The following is a 17,995-nucleotide window of genomic DNA, read 5'->3' on the forward strand; positions in this document are numbered from 1 at the left end:
GTCAGGACCTGCTTGACATGACATGAAAAAAGTACAGCTTGGTTTACGAGGCAAGTCCAACGGTTCGGAAGCACCGCCCGTGTTCAGAATAGATTTATTTTGAATCCAGGGAGAGGTGTGGAAGACATGAGATGGAACAAGGGATTGACCATTGCTGCTGCGGTGGTTGGATGTATATTGATATTATGGTCGGGCAAAAGTGAACAGCCACCTTCAGGCTGGGAACCTATGCAGCTCGCCACCGAGAAGCCGACGATAGAGCAGGAAACCTCTGCTGTACAGTCGGCTACTTTGGTTCAGGAACAAACGAAGGCTCCCGATGCAGATCAGAAACCTTCAACTGCAGAGGCCTCCACAGAGACGAACCAGATTAATGCCACGACGGAAAAGGTAGCTAATCAGAGCGTTGCAGGCAACAACCAAACGGATGTCTCTATAGGTGTGGCAGAAACGAAATCAGATGTACCTGTGGTTTCACCAGACAATAATCAGGCATTGGTCGGCAATGAAGCTGTTGACAATGGTAAAGTTGATGTCAATACAGCTCCGGTAGCCAAGCTTATGGACCTCCCTGGAATTGGGGAGAAAAAGGCGCAAGCCATTATTGATTATCGTAATTCTCATGGACCTTTTACCAAAGTCAGCGACCTGACCAAAGTGAAAGGAATCGGAATGAAGATGCTGGAGAAAATGGCTCCTTATGTGCAGATCAGGTAGTAACAATATATTAAATATTACGATATAAGTTGGATTTGAAATGACATTACAGCAATCGAAAGGTTTCTGTACGCTGGGTGTCTGGATGACATCTATATGGGTTCAGCTTTTATCGGACGGGAGGGAAACGGTTATGAGTACAACAGACGTACGCAAAGACTGGGATACGTATTTTATGGACATCGCCTATATGGTCTCAACCCGTTCCCGCTGTTCACGCCGTCATGTTGGCGCCGTACTTGTTCAGGGGAAGAAACTGCTTGGAACAGCTTATAATGGTGCGCCCATGGGAGTTCCGGACTGCTCTGAAGCAGGGTGCATGATCTCGGAAGAATATGAGCTGGTGGTAACCGACGGTCAGGAGGAAATGGTCAAAAAGCAACGCTGTATTCGTACCATTCATGCGGAGCAGAATTTGCTTTTGTTCACTGATCGCATTGACCGCGAAGGCTCTTCTGTATATGTTACGGATGAACCTTGCTGGACGTGCTCCAATATGCTCGCGAATAGCGGCATTACAGAAATCGTATTTCATCGCCCATATCCGAAGGATACAGGCAAGGTTACGGACATGATGAAGCAAAAAGGCATTACGTTTCGCCGACTGGAAAATTACCAGCCTCCGCGTGAGACGATGATGACGGTAAGTGACTAGAACAACTACAATATTCAAATTAGCGGGGAAGAACCTCCGGTTGCTGTATCAGCTGCCGGGGGTTTTTCTGCGTTCATACGCGTGAAAAGAAGGAGGCAAAGTAATGAAAGGCAGACCTTTACTGGTATTTACCGTCTGCTGGTTATGCGGTAGCGGGATGGCATGTGCATTATCAGGCTGGTCCCTGTTCATAGGAATGATTGGCGCGCTTGTTTGTCTGCCGTTGTTGCTACGAATGATTGATATACGCGGTTGGCCCATCTTGTTACTGATCGGAGCACTCCTCGGCGGTGCTGTGCACTGGGAATGGAATGATACGCGGAATCGGAGCAGTCTGCCCGAGATCACACATACGGCTGCCGAGGATTTGGATGGTTATGCAACTACATTTGAAGGAACCCTGATGTCGGATGTACGCATAGATGGGGATCGGGCCGATTTTCAAATGCAGATTACCTCCATGCTTCCACAATCCGATACAACATCGGCACCAGCGTCGGAAACGCAAACTGAGCCTAACTTGAGAGAACGTCTGATGGTCCAAGTTCGTCTGGCTGAGGAAGAAGAACAGCAGGTAGCAACAGGCTGGAAGCGAGGGGATACGATAACGTTGACGGGTTCGCTTGCGCTTCCCGGCGAAGCCAGAAACTTTGGCGGATTTGACTATCGAAATTACTTAAGGACTCTTCATATCCATTGGTTGTTTAAAGTGAAGGGTGCCAGCTCGGTAATGAACATTCCCCCTGAAGGGCTGGGGAAACTCAATATTCTCCGGTGGAATGACGTGGTCAGACATAAGCTCGGCGCAGCGGTAGAACAGTTATTCCCCGAACCTCATGCTGGATATATGAAAGGTCTGATTATCGGGATGTCTAAAGATATCGATCCAGATACATATGGTCAGTTTTCACAGCTTGGTTTAACTCATATCTTGGCGATCTCCGGAACGCATGTCGCGGTATATGTGGCATCGTTGCTGCTCCTTTTATCCTGGCTTAGGTTAACCCGGGAAACATCGCTCACCATTGTGTTGCTGCTAATACCAGCATACGTACTGTTGTCCGGGGGTGCACCGTCGGTGATTCGTGCAGGAATTATGTCGATGATTGGTTTGTATATGACGCGGCGCGGGCTTGCCAGGGATGGGTTGCAGATGATTAGTGCAGCAGCGTTGTTGATGATGTGGTGGAACCCGTATTTTTTATTAAGTGTGAGCTTCCAACTATCCTTTCTGGTAACAGCCGGACTGATGATCTATATGCCGCTGATTAACCGACTATTTAGCAGTTGGCCCAAAGGACTTGCGGCAACAGCTTCTGTGACGGTAACGGCACAGCTGATTTCTTTTCCGGTAACGATTCTATATTTCAACCAGTTTTCACTGCTGTCATTTGTTGCAAACTTCCTGCTAGTCTCCTTGATTAGCGCGATTGTGCTTCCGCTTGGAACGGTTGCCCTGATTTTATCGCTTCTTTGGATGCCTCTGGCTAAACCGTTGGCGTGGATTGCTATTTTGCTGAACAAAATGACCTTTGCAAGTACGGAGTGGATGAACAGCTTGCCGGGCTTTGTGCTGATCTGGGCTACACCTTCGTTGCTGTGGATTGCAGCATATTATGCTGTTCTCTATGCGCTTTTGCGTACCCTTCATCGCGGCTCAGGTGAACAGCCTATTGCCCAGGGCACAGAAGAGGACACGGCTCCTCTGGTTCATCGGCATGCTGGAGGATCGTCCAGAGCAGCTCTGGGGCTATCTGCGTTGTCTAACGCATCATCACCATCACAAGGATTAAATAAAGGTGGACGTGAAGCTAATCATGGTTCAATGACCACATTAAGTGCAAGCATTGCCTGGCCGGAATATACCAGTGCATTTGCTGCGCGTGGGGCGGGTTTTTACTCTGGTGAACGGATGAACAGCTTCCACAAATGGTTATGTGGGCTATTGGCTCTCAGCTTTGTAGCGGGACTATGGTGGGCATACCAGACGCCCCAGCCTGCGGGTGCGGGAGTGGTGCAATTTTTGGATATTGGACAAGGCGACAGCACACTAATTACAACTCCCGGAGGAAAACATATTTTGGTCGATGGTGGGGGCACGGTCCAGTTTGGAAAGTCCGAACACTCCTGGAAGACACGGCGTGATCCATATGAAGTAGGGGCCAAGGTGGTAGTTCCTTTATTGAAAAAACGAGGCATTCATCGGCTGGACGCTGTAATCGTAACCCATGCTGATCAGGATCATGCCGGGGGATTACAGGCGGTGCTCGAACAAATTCCGGTGGAACGATTCATGTTCAATGGGACAACCAGCGGTACGGCCAATTTTGAGAAATTGCTGGATACAGTTATTGAGAAGAAGATTCCGTTATATGCCATTCGCCAAGGGATGTCCTACGCGCCGGATGGAGAGACCAGATTACATTTTATATATCCGGATCTGGAGAAAACGATGGATACAGGAGAAAGATTGCCCGTTTCGGAACATCAGAATCATGATTCGGTTGTCTTTATGCTAGAAATGGCAGGCGCCTCCCTATTGTTCACAGGAGACATGGATGCTGCAGCCGAGCAGGATCTGCTCTATATGATTCAGGATGGATCGCTCGCAGCCTCGTTTGGACAGCAGGATGTAGATGCTGCATTAGCAGATGTTTCCGTTCAGGAGATGTTTACAAGTCAGGCGGGGGAAAATCATGAGGATGCTTCGGTTATCATTGATGTGTTAAAAGTGGCACATCACGGGAGCAAAACTTCTTCTACTGAAGCTTGGTTACATTACTGGAATGCATCGGCATCCGTGATATCTGCAGGAGCCAACAATACATATGGACATCCCAATCCTGGAGTGCTTGAACGTCTTGTAGATTCGGGTACAGAAATCTATCGAACAGATCAAATGGGGGAGATTCAGATGAGGATTAAAGATGGGGAGATTGATGTGCGTTACAAACTAGAGGGTGGATGACGTTACCTGTATAACTAGATAGATAATTCATCTTAAGTAATGAGTAAACCTTTTCTTACTTCTTATAGTAGAGGGAAGATCTACAACGAATGGGCGGAACGCTACGTAATTACTTAGGGGAGCTGACTAAAATGAATTATTTTCTTGCCTTCAAAATGCCTACTGTTAAGCTAATTATCGTAACACTGAATAGGTTTAGCATATAATCGATTTCATTCCATGTTTTATGCTGTATCCCAATATTAAATACAATTATTAATAAATTATAGAGAACAAATAATCCTAAAAAGTATTTTAAAAAGATTTTTAATTTCATTTAATCTGCCACATTTCTGTTTAAAGTGTGTTACCGGACTAACTCTCTTCAACTTTGGTTGTTGTATCCAAGGACAGGATTTACCACTAAGTGTATATAATTTCTATTTTATATTATTATTTGAATTAAATTGTATTCGCTTTGTTAATTTAATGTAAGTTATGATATTACAGTTTCAATAACAAGTTGGTAATCACATTTGCACGTAGAATAAAATAACAAAAGCCCGCTTTCCGTTATACTCCTCGGGGAGAATACCGGATAGCGGGCCATTTTTTAAACATTTGGAATAATGTAAAAATTATTCAACGCCATCTTTGAAATGTTTGCTCCAATGTTTGTCGCCTTTGTGCAACAGATCTTCTACTGTTTTCTCCAGCGTCAGCAAGAGCTGTGCTCGTACATCAAGCACGGTTTCTCTGTACAAGCGTTCTTCCGATCCGACGATTTTGTCGCCGTATAATGCCTGTGCAGCGGTGTATTTCCGATGTTCCTCGACCAGGGTATCAATAGACTGCAATGCATGTTCCACAAAATGGGATATGCTTTGATATTCTTTGGGCATTTGTTCTTTTAACGCTTGAATTTTTGCAAGAGCTGGCATGCTCATCACCTCGTGTTATGAATGTAAATTTACAATACACTGTTTTCATGAAAATTACATTAAAATGAGCTTAAATTTGTACAAAATTTGAACTTTTTTATTTTCAATGCTATAAGTTGTTGTTAGCTATAATGTATGCCATTGTAATTAAATTGAGTCGTGTAAGTACTGGAATGACTTTTGAGCTGGCTTGATGACTCATTATGCAATTTCTGTTATTCTAAGAGGAGATTTCAGCGGCCCCAATACATAAGCCGTTATTTTGTTATGGCAATATAAAAATATACTTAACTTTGCAACAATTTTATTGATGGTCACGTCTGTAAGGTTGCAGGGAGAGGGGGATCCTTTGTGGTAGAGCCGGAACTCATCAGAGCCGCTCAATCGGGCGATCGCGACGCTCTAATTACCCTATTGCGGGACATTGAACAGCATGTTTATCGGACCGCATATTACATTCTAAATAATGAACAGGACGCTTTGGATGCTGCTCAGGAAGCGTTGATCCGAATTTACACCAAGATTAACTCATATGAGGAAAAGGCCCAGTTTAAGACATGGGTACAGCGCATCGTCACGAATATCTGTATTGATAAATTCAGAAGAACCAAGCCTTCCGTCTCCATTGACGAGCATGATATGGTTTTTCAGGACAATCAGGACGTGGAATTCGAAGTGATGTCCACGTATGTGGCAAAGGATATACAGGATGCTATTAATAAGCTACCTGAGCATCACCGTACCGTTATTGTTCTAAGATATTTGCAGGACTTATCCTATAACGAAATTGCGGATTGCCTCGATCTTCCGTTGAATACGGTTAAATCTTATTTATTTAGAGCCAGACAGCAATTACAGAATCTACTACAGGAGTATCAGAAAGGTGGTGTGACAGGATGAAATGCGAAGAGGTGGTGGAATGGATGCACCGGTATCTGGATCATGATCTGGGCGAGGCCGAAACCGCGCAGATGCTACAGCATGTAGCCCAATGCGCGGAGTGCGCCGAAAATTTTAGTTTGCTCAGAGCTCTCTCCAGAGAACTGGAAGATTTGCCGCAGGTAACCCCGAGATTCAGTCTGGTTGATGCCATTATGCCGCAATTGGATGCAATCGACGAAGCGAAGAGGGAACAAAGCAGTACAATACAGGAAATGAGTCCTGTCCCTGCTGCATTTGAGAATTTACAGCGTTCAAGTGAGCGGAAACCGAAGCAAAAATGGTTGAATTCCATGGCTGGTCGGATGTCCATGGGTGCAGCAGCAGCAGCTGTTGTTCTCGGTATTGCAATCTTTGGATATCAGCCAGAGAAGATAGAGAATGCCGAAGTGATGATGAGCACTGGAAGTAATCAAGAAGGCGGAAATGCCGATCAAAATCCAGTGAGCAGAGAGATTAACAACGATGAACCATCCGCTGCATCGAGTGATAGCAGTTCATTAATTGAAGATTTTAACCAGCCATTTGTTGAAGATAAAAAACCTCAAGAGACTGCTCCTGAGGAAGATGGCTCCGAGAAGGCACAGGAACCTGTAACAAAGGAAGATCCAACGCCTAAAAAGCCAGCTTCCGGGTCCGAAACGAACAAGAGTACTGATACGAAGGGCACTCCTTCCAGTTCCGATTCTGCTGATAGTACGAAAAGTGTGAATCAGAAAAATAATCAGGATACAGGAACTGCTACCGCACCACCAGCAGGCTCTGATGGAAATGGAGCAACGGAGCCTGAAACTGGGGACGCGCAATCATTCACTTCTCAGGATATGCCCGACATTAAGGTGGAAGAGCCAACGGAGAGTACGACGACTCCTGATTCCGAGACGGGCATGGATGCAGCAGGAGGTAACAAAGGATTCGCTGCCACAGATTCGGGTGCCCTTTCCAATACAACTCCAAAAGAATGGAAGTCACCAGATGGCTCCTATCTGGTCATGCTGCTCGACGATCAGATCAGCATCTACTCTAAATCTGCCAATGACCCGGATGTGCTTAATTTGGTCGAGCAGCGAAATGTGGGGGGGACGCTAAAATCTGCGAGTTGGTCCACGGATAGTACCGTATTCAATTATGAGACGGATAAAGATGGGACAACAGTGAAGAAATCATTTAATGTTTCCACTGCTTCGAGTGGAACTTCTGCCAAATAGGCGGTAAATCACACATTTGGACTCCAGACTTGCCGAACATTTCTGTTGCATTGAGAATATACTGGGAGTAACAACAACGTCCTATCTCAGTTACAACAACTGACGTCGTATGACCGCTATACCAGCCTTTTCTAGAATTGTTGGTGTTAGCGTTTATATAGATGTAGGACAGGGGGCCTTCATCCGTTAAGCGGATGTAAGGCCCCTTTGTTGTCTGTCACGTTTTCTGGTAGGATAAGAGGATAAGGGGGCACCGTGATGGATGTAAAGAGTGCGACAAAGGCAATACGCAGTGGAGAAACGGCTCCGGTATATGTGCTGTACGGAACGGAGAAATACCAGATACAGCAATTTACGGATATGTTAAAGGAACAGGTTATTGAAGAAGAACACCGTGATTTTGCAATCATTCCATATGATCTCTCCGAAACAGCTGTGGAGGTGGTCATCGAAGAAGCGGAGACGGTTCCTTTTCTTGTTCCACGTAAACTTATCATTGTTCGCGATGCCAATTTGTTTACAGCGGGCAAGGATTCCAAAATTGATCACCAGGTTGACCGACTGCTTACATATATGGACAATCCGGCAGATTATAGTACTATTGTGTTCCTGGCTCAAGGGGATAAGCTGGATGAACGTAAAAAACTGGTCAAGGCAGCCAAGAAACAAGCCGTTGTCCTTGCATTTGCTCCGCTAAGTGGTGAGGAGCTGCTGGGTTGGATTGTAAAGCTGGCGAAGCAAAGGGATGTATCTTTTGAGGCTGGAGCGGCTGACACGCTTGTGAGTTATGCAGGAACAGGCCTGCAGACGTTATCTGCGGAAGTGGACAAGTTGTGTTTGTTCGCTGGTAACGGAGGCACGATCAAACGCGCGGATATCGAATCACTGGTGGCACGAAGTACGGAGCAGAATGTATTCGCATTGGTTGAGGAGCTTGCTAACTTGAGGCTGGAGAAGGCTCTAGGTCTATTTTATGAGTTGCTGAAGCAACGTGAAGAACCGATCAAAATTGCAGCGTTAATCGCGCGTCAGTTCCGAATCATGATCCAGGTGAAAGAGTTAGGGCACCAGAGTTACTCTCAACAGCAGATTGCCAGCCAGCTTGGTCTGCATCCGTACGCTGTGAAGATCGCCGGCGAGCAGGCCCGTAAATTTCAGGCTGAACGTTTGAGGCTGATTCTGAGTCACCTCAGTGAACTGGATTATCAGATGAAGACGGGGGCAGTGGATAAAGTGTTGGGATTGGAGCTGTTCTTATTAAGGCTTGGTGCATAAACATAGATATAACTGTAAGATAAAGCGGCCTCTATTTCGTTGATGGTGAGATCATCGGAATAAAGGCCGCTTTGTCTGTGTGAGTGCTTATAGAATCAGATACTAAAAAATCCTGAAAGCTCGTGCTGTTCAGGATTTTTCCATTAGATCGTATAAGTAACGCTTCTTACGCTTGTGCGGAAAGAGCGTTCAGTTTTTTCGCCAAGCGAGACTTTTTGCGGGCTGCAGCATTTTTATGAACCAGACCTTTAGTTACAGCCTTGTCCAGCTTTTTGGAAGCAGCTTGAATCGCAGCTTTTGCAGTATCAACTTCGTTACTTACCAGAGCAGCATCAGCAGCTTTAACAGCTGTACGGAGTGCAGATTTCTGGGAAGCGTTGAGTGCGCGGCGCTTGTCGCTCGTTTTTACGCGTTTAACAGCGGATTTGATGTTTGGCATTACATTCACCTCCTGTAAGGCATTTGCATGAATACAAACGTTTCACAACTTAAAATATTCTAGCACGCTGGCATGCAAATTGCAACCAATTTTCCTATGATATTCGTAGTGCTGCATAAAGCACACCATTTCCCCACACAATATGCTCAAATGCGGTAAGGGAGGCAGGGACAGATGACACTGGATTTGCAAAATTATGCAGTTCGCACCGACTTGGCGATTGACTCCAAGGAAATGGCTCAGGGTGGGCAGAAACAGACGATTCCCGGGCTACGGGAAGATGTGGAAAAGAAAGATGGTATCACTATCACGCGTATTGATGTGCTAAATGAAGCAGCTGCTACAGCCATTGGACGTGTGAAGGGGCACTACGTCACATTGGAGGTCCCTTCGCTTCGTAACGGGGATACCGATCTTCAGGAACGGGTGGCTGCAGAATTCACGCGAGAGATGGAGGATTTTTTGGCAAAGGCGGGCATCAACAAGACGTCCAAGGTGCTGATTGTCGGTTTGGGCAACCTGAACGTCACACCCGATTCACTGGGTCCGCTGGTGGTGGAGAATTTAATGGTTACGCGCCAGTATTTTGAACTGGTACCGGATCAGGTTGCACCCGGTTATCGTGAAGTCAGTGCCATTGCGCCGGGTGTATTGGGCACAACAGGTATTGAATCCAGTGACATCGTGCAAGCGATTGTGGACCGGACGAAGCCGGATGCAATCATTGCGATTGATGCGTTGGCCTCACGCTCCCTGGAACGTGTCAATACAACGATTCAGGTCGCAGACATCGGCATCCATCCTGGCTCGGGCATTGGCAACAAGCGACGTGGATTGACACGTGAAATATTGGGTGTTCCCTGCATCGCCATCGGTGTGCCTACCGTATGTTATGCGTCCACTATCGTGAATAACGTCATTGAAATGATGCGTACTCATTTTAGACAAGAGACCGATCAGACGAAACAGATCATGGGCATGCTGGACGATATCGATGAAAATGACCGCCTCAGTTTAGTAAAAGAAGTATTGGAGCCGCTGGGTCATGATCTGATTGTAACCCCCAAGGAAATCGACGAATTTGTCGAAGATATTGCCAATATTATTGCAACAGGTCTGAACGCGGCTCTCCATGATGCGGTAAATGCTGAGAATGTAGCTGCTTACACCCATTAATTGGAATTCTGTAACTTAAATATTTGAAGCTCCTGAGAAGAAGGTCCGAATCTATCGGACTTTCTTTTTTTGTGCAATCTTCTTTTTCCTGTTCTATCAAATCTGGCAGGCTCATAGAGTTGAAGTATAAGCGTTGTCCAGCAGGGAAGGAGACAGAAGCAATGAACAAAATATTGGCATGGAATATTGGTAAATGGAAAAAAAGATGTTTGCACGTGCTGGCCATGGGCCGTACGTTGTTGTTGCTTATGATTATATCTGCCTTGTTTTTTGTAGTACTTGGTCTGGGAGGCATGGCAGAGAAGCGTTTGAATAACTCGCCAGTCTCTTCTATGAAAGGATTTGCGGGAGCTGTATCAAGCAGTTTTTTTGTGGACATGCTCGGCATGGAAATGCCGCATCTAACTCAAAAGGAACAGGCTTCTGCATTTTCTGGTGAAAATCTCACTTCGTTTGTATTTCAACTGCTAACGAATGTAAACCCGCAGGATCCCAAAAGCCTGATTGCTAGAGAAATGCCAGGCATGGGTTCCAATCAACCTGTACTGCTTCGACCGGGGTCAGGTAACGCCAAGGCTGAAGCCCCAGAAGATTATCAGCCGGGTCCGGGACTCATTGATACCGCCTCCGCAGGCGGTGGAAAGTCAGGTGGCGAGCAGCATGTTCCGCCAGGTCAGGATAATACCGATCCATCCGATCCGCAGGATTCGGGTAATGGCGAAGTGAAGGGAGATCCACCACCGAAGAGTGGCGGGAAGGATCAACCTAGCACACCAACGACAGGGAAAAAAGCGATCCTTGTCTATCATTCCCACCCACGTGAAGGATACAACCCACTCTTGGGCACGAAAAGTGACAATCCTTCCTCTGGTAAATCTACGGGCAATGTTTTTCAAGTGGGAACTTACTTGTCCGACAGTCTGGAGAAGCTGGGCATTGGCGTGGAACACGCGCAGGAAGATTACCCGACCAAGGTTAAGGATTACAACTGGAATTATTCCTATAAATACTCCCGTCAGACCGTGAAAGCTGCACTCGCTCAAAATGATGATCTTACGTATCTCATCGACATTCACCGTGACTCACAGCGTCATAACAAAACAACGACGACCATTAATAATTTGGGCTATGCCAAAGTATATTTTATTATTGGACATGAAAACCCAAACTGGCAGCAGAATGAAGCCTTTGCAGCGAAAATCCATAAAAAGCTAGAAGCTAAATATCCAGGGGTATCTCGCGGCGTGTGGGGTAAGGACGGTGGCGGCGCCAACAATGGCGAGTATAATCAGTCGCTCTCACCTAACAGCATATTGATTGAGATTGGCGGCATCGACAATACAGCTGCTGAACTGGAGCGGACATCCAAAGTGCTCGCCGACATGATTGCAGAGGTGTACTGGGATGATCAGAAGGTGGACAAAGCGAGTGCGGAAAAAACATCTCAAGGCGGCTAGTATTCTTAAATAGAAGAATCAAAGATATAACAGGAGGCGAGGCATGTGTCCAGATTCGGTAAAAGATTGTTTTCCATCTGTGTATTAATGTTGCTGGGTGTTCTGTTTGGAATGCAGCTGGCAGGCAGCAACTTTAATAGAGGCGATGATTCGGCCGGCAACCCTGCAGTTGTGAAAACTCAGCCGGTGTCACCGTCTGCCGAATCTGTTCCGACCGAGCCGGTACAACAGGAGGTCAAAGAACCTCCAGCTGTACCTGTTCCGACACCGAGTCAGGTGCTTGGCGCAGAACAGAGTAAAGCACCCGTGGACGTGCTTGCCGACAAAACGGCAGGACTTCTTCAAAACTTGTCTCATAACGGAATGAAGTGGGTTGTATCCTTATTTAGCGGGGTCGCTGAATAAAAGACTAGGGAATACAGGCAAAATAAACCCTTGGAAGTTTGCGATTGTGACGATTATGATAAAGTTGAGGCAACGCGGGATTGATGCACTCTGCTTCAACTGTTATAATGAAGTGATTGACACTAGGCTGTTTCTGGGGGTAAGGAATGACTGACATTCGGGCAAGACAACGTAAAATTCGTAACTTTTCAATTATTGCACATATAGATCACGGCAAATCAACACTTGCGGACCGGATCTTGGAGTACACAGGTGCGCTAACTACACGTGAAATGCAAGAACAAGTACTGGACCAAATGGAGCTTGAGCGGGAACGTGGGATTACGATCAAGCTGCAGGCGGTTGCACTGACCTACAAAGCGGATGACGGTGAAGAGTATCTGTTGAATCTGATTGATACGCCGGGGCACGTAGACTTCACGTATGAAGTTTCACGCAGCCTTGCTGCATGTGAAGGTGCGTTGCTTGTAGTGGATGCGGCACAGGGAATTGAAGCCCAGACGCTCGCTAACGTATACCTGGCTTTGGATAATGATCTTGAAATTTTACCGGTAATCAACAAAATTGACCTTCCAAGCGCTGACCCTGAACGGGTGAAACAGGAAGTGGAAGATGTCATTGGCTTGGATACAAGCAATGCCGTTTTGGCATCAGCCAAAGCAGGAATCGGAATCAAAGAGATTTTGGAGCAAGTGGTGCTAAGTGTTCCAGCACCGCAAGGTGATCCTGAACAGCCGTTGAAAGCGCTGATTTTTGACTCCCACTATGACCCGTACAAAGGCGTAATTGTGTACGTGCGTGTTATAGACGGGATGATCAAATCAGGTTCCAAAATCAAAATGATGGCAACAGGTAAAACATTTGAAGTTATTGAGGTTGGCGCGTTCAAACCACGCATGACGATTGTGGACGAGCTGAACGTTGGTGATGTTGGTTTTATCGTTGCAGGTATCCGGCATGTCGGAGATACACAAGTCGGGGATACTGTTACGGATGCCAAAAATCCAACACCTGAACCTTTGCCGGGTTATCGCAAAATTAATCCCATGGTATATTGCGGTCTATATCCAATCGAGACATCGGATTATATTGATCTGCGTGAAGCATTGGAGAAATTGCAGTTGAACGATGCATCGCTTAGTTTTGAGCCGGAGACTTCCAGTGCACTCGGTTTTGGATTCCGTTGCGGATTCCTTGGACTGCTTCACATGGACGTTATTCAGGAGCGGATTGAGCGTGAGTTCAACATTCCATTGATCACGACTGCACCAAGTGTAATTTACCACGTGACGTTGACGAATGGTGAAGTGATGAAAATCGATAATCCATCCAACTATCCTGAGGTGGGAAGAATTGATTTTGTCGAGGAACCGTATGTTAAAGCTTCGATTATCGTACCGAATGATTATGTGGGTACGATTATGGAGCTTTGTCAGAACAAACGCGGTGAATATGTGAATATGGAATATTTGGATACAACTCGGGTTACCATTACGTATGAGATCCCATTGTCCGAAATTGTATATGACTTCTTCGACCAGCTGAAATCCAGCACCAAAGGATATGCGTCGTTGGATTACGAGCTGTCCGGTTACCGTCAGTCCAATCTGGCGAAAATGGATATTGTCCTCAATGGTGAGCAGGTCGATGCCTTGTCCTTCATCGTTCACCGTGACCGTGCATATAACCGCGGACGCATTATTTGTGAGAAGCTGCGCGAGCTGATTCCACGACAAATGTTCGAGGTGCCGATTCAGGCATCTGTAGGTACCAAAGTTGTAGCTCGTGAAACGGTAAAAGCATTGCGTAAAAACGTACTTGCCAAGTGTTATGGCGGTGACATCTCGCGGAAACGTAAACTGCTTGAGAAGCAGAAGGAAGGTAAGAAGCGGATGAAGCAGGTCGGTAACGTAGAGGTGCCGCAGGAAGCGTTCATGGCGGTGCTGAAAATTGATGATTAAGAACGCAATCTTCGGGTACATCAAGGCTTTGTGTATCGGAGAATGCATTTAAAAAGACGTTTGCTCGCAAACATGAGTACAACACAGAATAACCAATAAACCAAGCTGAAAGGGAAGCCGGATGGCTTTCCTTTTTTCAAATAGAGGGGGACTTGCCATGACATTGGCAGCACACAGCCGGAAAACAGGTGCACCCCAAGCGGTGTATCTTCACATTCCCTTTTGCACAAATAAATGTTTCTACTGCGATTTTAACTCCTATGTATTGAAGGACCAGCCTGTTATGCAATATCTTGAAGCGCTGGAACGGGAGATGGAACATACAGTTAAAGCGAATCCGCCGGGAGAAATCAAAACCATATTTGTAGGCGGCGGCACGCCGACTGCACTGAAACCGGACGAAATGGCCGTATTCCTGAAGTCCGTTAAAACCTATTTCCCAAACTGGGCGGATGATATCGAGTTTTCGATGGAAGCCAATCCGGGCACGACCGATGCAGAGAAGCTCGCAGTCATGAAAGAAGGCGGAGTAAACCGCGTCAGCTTTGGGGTACAAGCTTTTCAAAATGACCTGCTGACAGGCATTGGCCGGATTCATAATACAGATGATGTATACCGCAGTTTGGAAAATGCCCGAGCAGCTGGATTGCATAACTTGTCCATTGATCTGATGTTTGGTTTGCCAAACCAGACTGTCGAGATGCTGAATGAGAGTATCGACAAAGCGCTGGAACTGGATCTGCCGCATTACTCCATATACAGCCTGAAAGTGGAAGAGAATACCCTGTTCCATACGTTGTATCAGAAGAATCAGCTGCCGCTTCCTCATGAAGATGACGAGTTGCAAATGTATCTTCTATTAATGAAGCGAATGAAAGAAGCGGGCTACGGACAATACGAGATCAGTAACTTTGCCAAACCCGGCTTTGAGAGCCGTCACAATATCACGTACTGGCGCAATGAAGACTATTACGGTCTGGGTGCAGGTGCACATGGATATGTAGGCCGCGAACGCCATATGAATATAAAAGGTATAAACCCGTATGTTGAAGCTTCCAAAGGAGGGCTGCCGCGTCTCGATCATTTTGAAATCAGCCGTGCCGAGGCCATGGAAGATTACCTGATGGTTGGGTTGAGAATGCTGGAGGGTGCTTCCTCTTCACGGTTTAGCGATCAGTTCGGGGAGCCTATGGAGGAAGTGTTTGCGAAGCCTTTGGGCAAAATGTTGAATGCAGGACTGCTGGAGAAGACGCCAGACGGCTTCCGGCTTAGTGAACAGGGCATCCTGTTCGGAAATGATGTTTTTGCCGAGTTTATCGGGTCCATATCGCTGAATTCGTAGCTTGAAATTCTATACGCTCTGTTGTATATTTATTCATATTGATTTTACAGAGCGTGTAATTTATACAACTACGAAGTCGGCTTTCCTCTGGAAAGCTTCTATAGGAGGAGAGCTGGATGTCGGCCATATGCAGAAAAGCTGTACCGGAAGATGTTGAACCATTATTTGAAATGATTAAGGGCTATGCAGAGCGTGGGATCATGCTTCCGCGTTCACGGGAAGTACTGCAACGGCAGCTGGATCACTTTGTCGTAGCTGAAGTGAACGGTGAGGTTGTGGGCTGTGGATCTCTCTGCCGTTTGGGGAATGATCTGGTGGAAGTCAGATCGCTCGGCATCTCGGAAGGCCACAAAGGCATGGGCATTGGCTCACTGCTGCTGGATCGGCTGGTAGAGGAAGCAGAGAAACAACAGATTCCCAAGGTCATGGCGTTGACATATGAGGTTTCCTTTTTTCTTAAAAACGGTTTTGCCGTGGTGAACAAGGATATTTTCCCTGAAAAAGTATGGACCGACTGTGTTCATTGCAGTAAACAGGATTGCTGTGATGAGATTGCCGTATTGAAAGAGTTGAATATTTCAGCCTGAACAACGAATGAACCGTATGGATTGAGCCGAGTAACACTCTATCTCACCTGCGGTTCTTTTTAATTCATGAGATATCGAGTAAAGTTGTTATGTCTTGGAGACATTGGTCTATACTATAAATAGATGAGCGTACTCATCAAACTGACTTGACAATGTTCACGTCATTTTGGTATTTTTGTATTACCGCTTAGCACTCATCTAACCGGAGTGCTAACGACATGGGACAGTACAGTCAGAAGGAGGGAATACTCACCATGTTAACAGAGCGTCAACGAATGATTCTGAACGCTATAGTGGATGACTATATCCGTTCAGCTGAGCCCGTAGGGTCCCGGAGCATTTCCAAAAGGGGAGATGTTGGATACAGTCCGGCGACGATCCGTAATGAAATGGCGGACCTTGAAGACATGGGTTTTCTGGAACAGCCGCATACATCTGCTGGACGCATTCCTTCACACAAAGGCTATCGATATTATGTCGATCATTTGGTTCCGTGGAATCAGGTTGAGCCGCAAGAGCTGGACGATCTAAAGTCATTCTTTGCCGAAAAGCTGAACGTGATGGAACAAGTGATTCAGCATGCCTCGGTCATTTTGTCTCATATGACGAATTATACTTCGATCCTGCTCGGACCGGAAGTTTTTCACACGTCACTTCGTCATTTTCAACTGCTTCCGCTTAATGAAAGCGAGGCTGTAGCCATCATCGTAACGAATACGGGTCAGGTGGAGAACAAGACCGTTCAGATTCCACCCGAAATTTCGGTAGCGGAGATGGAGAATGTAGTTCGTTTATTAAACAGCAAGCTGGTCGGCGTGCCGATTTACAAATTAAAGTCTCGTCTCTACACCGAGCTTGGGCAAGAGATGGAACGGCATATTACACGTTATGAGGAAGTCATGCAGGTGCTGAACAGCGCCTTTGACAACGAACATGACAATCGTCTGTTCCTTAGTGGTGCCACCAATATGTTGACCCAGCCAGAGTTTAAGGATATCGAAAAAGTAAAAGATATTCTGGACCTGCTAGATGAAACACCAACACTCATGAAATTGATGATGCCCGTGCAGGGTGGATCTGGTATTCAGGTGCGTATAGGCACCGAGAATGATCATGAAGCCTTCGCCAATTGCAGCCTGATAACGGCATCCTATTCATTGGATGGAGAGGCTTTGGGCTCCATCGGAATATTGGGACCTACGCGAATGGATTACGCACGTGTCATTCATATTTTAAATACATTATCCCGTGATTTGACGGCAATGCTAACACATCGCTTCAAATAAGGGAATGAACCATTTCATTCTTATAAGGAGGTGAACATCTTGAAAGAGGAGCAATCATTCGCAGCAGAAGAACAGGAAGCAACTACAGCAGCGGAGCAGGAGCCTGTCAACGAAGCCGGAGCTGCAGAAGCACAGGCGGAAGAGATGACAGATCAGGAGCAAGATGAGATCGCACGTTTGAAGGCGGAAGCTGAGGAACATCAACAACGTTTTGTTCGTGCGCAAGCTGATTTTGATAACTTCCGTCGTCGTACTCAAAAGGAAAAAGAAGAACTGGCGAAATACGCTTCGATGAAGCTGGTCACCGAACTGGTGCCTGTCATTGATAACTTCGAGCGTGCCATGGCGACTGTACCGGATGGTGCTGAAGTCGAATCCTTCTCCAAAGGCATCCAAATGATCTTCCGTCAACTGGAAACTGTGATGACCAATGAAGGTCTGACTGCGATGGATACGGTAGGACAACCGTTTAATCCCGAATTCCATCAGGCGATCATGTCCGTGGAGAGCGACGAGTATGAAGAAGGTACCGTTGTTGAGGAAGTCCAAAAAGGCTATATGCTGAAGGATAAAGTACTTCGTCCGGCTATGGTTAAAGTTAGCTCATAATTTCTGTTACAGAATGAACTGAGTTCACTCTTGATTGTACGATGCCACCGA

At 46.3% G+C, this 17,995-nt stretch carries 16 protein-coding genes; 14 read left to right on the top strand and 2 right to left on the bottom strand.

Annotation, left to right across the window (positions count from 1 at the left end; all coding sequences use genetic code 11):
• Positions 1-126: 126 nt before the first annotated feature.
• The 3 genes from P5G61_RS01190 to P5G61_RS01200 all read left to right on the top strand — a co-directional run bounded on the left by P5G61_RS01190 (position 127) and on the right by P5G61_RS01200 (position 4,340).
• Positions 127-717 (top strand): ComEA family DNA-binding protein, encoded by a 591-nt coding sequence (locus tag P5G61_RS01190; protein WP_301243541.1) that lies wholly within the window; start codon positions 127-129, stop codon positions 715-717.
• 133 nt (positions 718-850) lie between these two features.
• Positions 851-1,372, top strand: a complete 522-nt coding sequence (locus P5G61_RS01195) for a deoxycytidylate deaminase (protein ID WP_024628511.1) — start codon at positions 851-853, stop codon at positions 1,370-1,372.
• 103 nt (positions 1,373-1,475) lie between these two features.
• Positions 1,476-4,340, top strand: coding sequence for a ComEC/Rec2 family competence protein (locus P5G61_RS01200; RefSeq protein ID WP_301243543.1), 2,865 nt, complete (start codon positions 1,476-1,478; stop codon positions 4,338-4,340).
• Between the two features lie 617 nt (positions 4,341-4,957).
• Here the strand turns inward: P5G61_RS01200 and P5G61_RS01205 are convergent.
• Positions 4,958-5,260, bottom strand: a complete 303-nt coding sequence (locus P5G61_RS01205; protein ID WP_053781298.1) for a hypothetical protein — start codon at positions 5,258-5,260, stop codon at positions 4,958-4,960.
• 351 nt (positions 5,261-5,611) lie between these two features.
• On the opposite strand from P5G61_RS01205, the gene P5G61_RS01210 reads away from it, so the two are divergent.
• The 3 genes from P5G61_RS01210 (at position 5,612) to holA (ending at position 8,682) form a co-directional block, all read left to right on the top strand.
• Positions 5,612-6,160 (top strand): RNA polymerase sigma factor, encoded by a 549-nt coding sequence (locus P5G61_RS01210; protein WP_024628507.1) that lies wholly within the window; start codon positions 5,612-5,614, stop codon positions 6,158-6,160.
• A complete protein-coding gene (locus P5G61_RS01215; RefSeq protein WP_301243547.1) occupies positions 6,157-7,407 on the top strand; it encodes an anti-sigma factor family protein in 1,251 nt (416 codons plus the stop codon). The genes P5G61_RS01210 and P5G61_RS01215 overlap by 4 nt, the downstream gene beginning before the upstream one ends.
• A gap of 258 nt (positions 7,408-7,665) precedes the next feature.
• On the top strand, positions 7,666-8,682 hold the full coding sequence (holA, locus tag P5G61_RS01220; protein ID WP_301243549.1) for a DNA polymerase III subunit delta: 1,017 nt from the start codon (positions 7,666-7,668) through the stop codon (positions 8,680-8,682).
• Between the two features lie 166 nt (positions 8,683-8,848).
• Here the strand turns inward: holA and rpsT are convergent, their stop codons facing one another.
• The gene (rpsT, locus tag P5G61_RS01225; protein WP_024628504.1) at positions 8,849-9,121 is read right to left on the bottom strand and encodes a 30S ribosomal protein S20; all 273 of its coding nucleotides are present in this window, start codon (positions 9,119-9,121) and stop codon (positions 8,849-8,851) included.
• Positions 9,122-9,295: 174 nt separating this feature from the next.
• Here rpsT and gpr point away from each other — a divergent pair, with 174 nt between their 5' ends.
• The 8 genes from gpr (at position 9,296) to grpE (ending at position 17,944) form a co-directional block, all read left to right on the top strand.
• Positions 9,296-10,297, top strand: a complete 1,002-nt coding sequence (gpr, locus tag P5G61_RS01230) for a GPR endopeptidase (RefSeq protein ID WP_301243565.1) — start codon at positions 9,296-9,298, stop codon at positions 10,295-10,297.
• Positions 10,298-10,458: 161 nt separating this feature from the next.
• Complete coding sequence (locus P5G61_RS01235) at positions 10,459-11,754, top strand: stage II sporulation protein P (RefSeq protein ID WP_301243567.1); 1,296 nt, start codon at positions 10,459-10,461, stop codon at positions 11,752-11,754.
• Positions 11,755-11,799: 45 nt separating this feature from the next.
• Positions 11,800-12,159 (top strand): hypothetical protein, encoded by a 360-nt coding sequence (locus P5G61_RS01240; RefSeq protein ID WP_024628501.1) that lies wholly within the window; start codon positions 11,800-11,802, stop codon positions 12,157-12,159.
• 146 nt (positions 12,160-12,305) lie between these two features.
• Positions 12,306-14,120 carry a translation elongation factor 4 gene (gene lepA / locus P5G61_RS01245; protein WP_301243570.1) on the top strand — a complete coding sequence of 605 codons (1,815 nt, stop codon included), beginning with the start codon at positions 12,306-12,308 and terminating at the stop codon, positions 14,118-14,120.
• A 157-nt stretch (positions 14,121-14,277) separates the two neighbouring features.
• A complete protein-coding gene (hemW, locus tag P5G61_RS01250; protein WP_024628499.1) occupies positions 14,278-15,462 on the top strand; it encodes a radical SAM family heme chaperone HemW in 1,185 nt (394 codons plus the stop codon).
• A 116-nt stretch (positions 15,463-15,578) separates the two neighbouring features.
• Positions 15,579-16,049, top strand: a complete 471-nt coding sequence (locus P5G61_RS01255; RefSeq protein ID WP_301243572.1) for an N-acetyltransferase — start codon at positions 15,579-15,581, stop codon at positions 16,047-16,049.
• A 254-nt stretch (positions 16,050-16,303) separates the two neighbouring features.
• Positions 16,304-17,335, top strand: a complete 1,032-nt coding sequence (gene hrcA / locus P5G61_RS01260) for a heat-inducible transcriptional repressor HrcA (protein ID WP_062328691.1) — start codon at positions 16,304-16,306, stop codon at positions 17,333-17,335.
• 39 nt (positions 17,336-17,374) lie between these two features.
• The gene (grpE, locus tag P5G61_RS01265; protein WP_301243576.1) at positions 17,375-17,944 is read left to right on the top strand and encodes a nucleotide exchange factor GrpE; all 570 of its coding nucleotides are present in this window, start codon (positions 17,375-17,377) and stop codon (positions 17,942-17,944) included.
• Positions 17,945-17,995: the final 51 nt, after the last annotated feature.

This window comes from Paenibacillus vandeheii (assembly GCF_030433635.1).
Lineage (GTDB): Bacteria > Bacillota > Bacilli > Paenibacillales > Paenibacillaceae > Paenibacillus > Paenibacillus vandeheii.

Excerpts from the sequence above, each read along its gene's own strand:
- gpr (WP_301243565.1), top strand. The coding sequence starts at position 9,296 with ATGACACTGGATTTGCAAAATTATGCAGTTCGCACCGACTTGGCGATT.
- P5G61_RS01235 (WP_301243567.1), top strand. The coding sequence starts at position 10,459 with ATGAACAAAATATTGGCATGGAATATTGGTAAATGGAAAAAAAGATGT.
- rpsT (WP_024628504.1), bottom strand. The coding sequence starts at position 9,121 with ATGCCAAACATCAAATCCGCTGTTAAACGCGTAAAAACGAGCGACAAG.
- P5G61_RS01205 (WP_053781298.1), bottom strand. The coding sequence starts at position 5,260 with ATGCCAGCTCTTGCAAAAATTCAAGCGTTAAAAGAACAAATGCCCAAA.
- P5G61_RS01200 (WP_301243543.1), top strand. The coding sequence starts at position 1,476 with ATGAAAGGCAGACCTTTACTGGTATTTACCGTCTGCTGGTTATGCGGT.
- lepA (WP_301243570.1), top strand. The coding sequence starts at position 12,306 with ATGACTGACATTCGGGCAAGACAACGTAAAATTCGTAACTTTTCAATT.
- hemW (WP_024628499.1), top strand. The coding sequence starts at position 14,278 with ATGACATTGGCAGCACACAGCCGGAAAACAGGTGCACCCCAAGCGGTG.
- P5G61_RS01190 (WP_301243541.1), top strand. The coding sequence starts at position 127 with ATGAGATGGAACAAGGGATTGACCATTGCTGCTGCGGTGGTTGGATGT.
- P5G61_RS01215 (WP_301243547.1), top strand. The coding sequence starts at position 6,157 with ATGAAATGCGAAGAGGTGGTGGAATGGATGCACCGGTATCTGGATCAT.
- P5G61_RS01195 (WP_024628511.1), top strand. The coding sequence starts at position 851 with ATGAGTACAACAGACGTACGCAAAGACTGGGATACGTATTTTATGGAC.
- P5G61_RS01255 (WP_301243572.1), top strand. The coding sequence starts at position 15,579 with ATGTCGGCCATATGCAGAAAAGCTGTACCGGAAGATGTTGAACCATTA.
- hrcA (WP_062328691.1), top strand. The coding sequence starts at position 16,304 with ATGTTAACAGAGCGTCAACGAATGATTCTGAACGCTATAGTGGATGAC.
- holA (WP_301243549.1), top strand. The coding sequence starts at position 7,666 with ATGGATGTAAAGAGTGCGACAAAGGCAATACGCAGTGGAGAAACGGCT.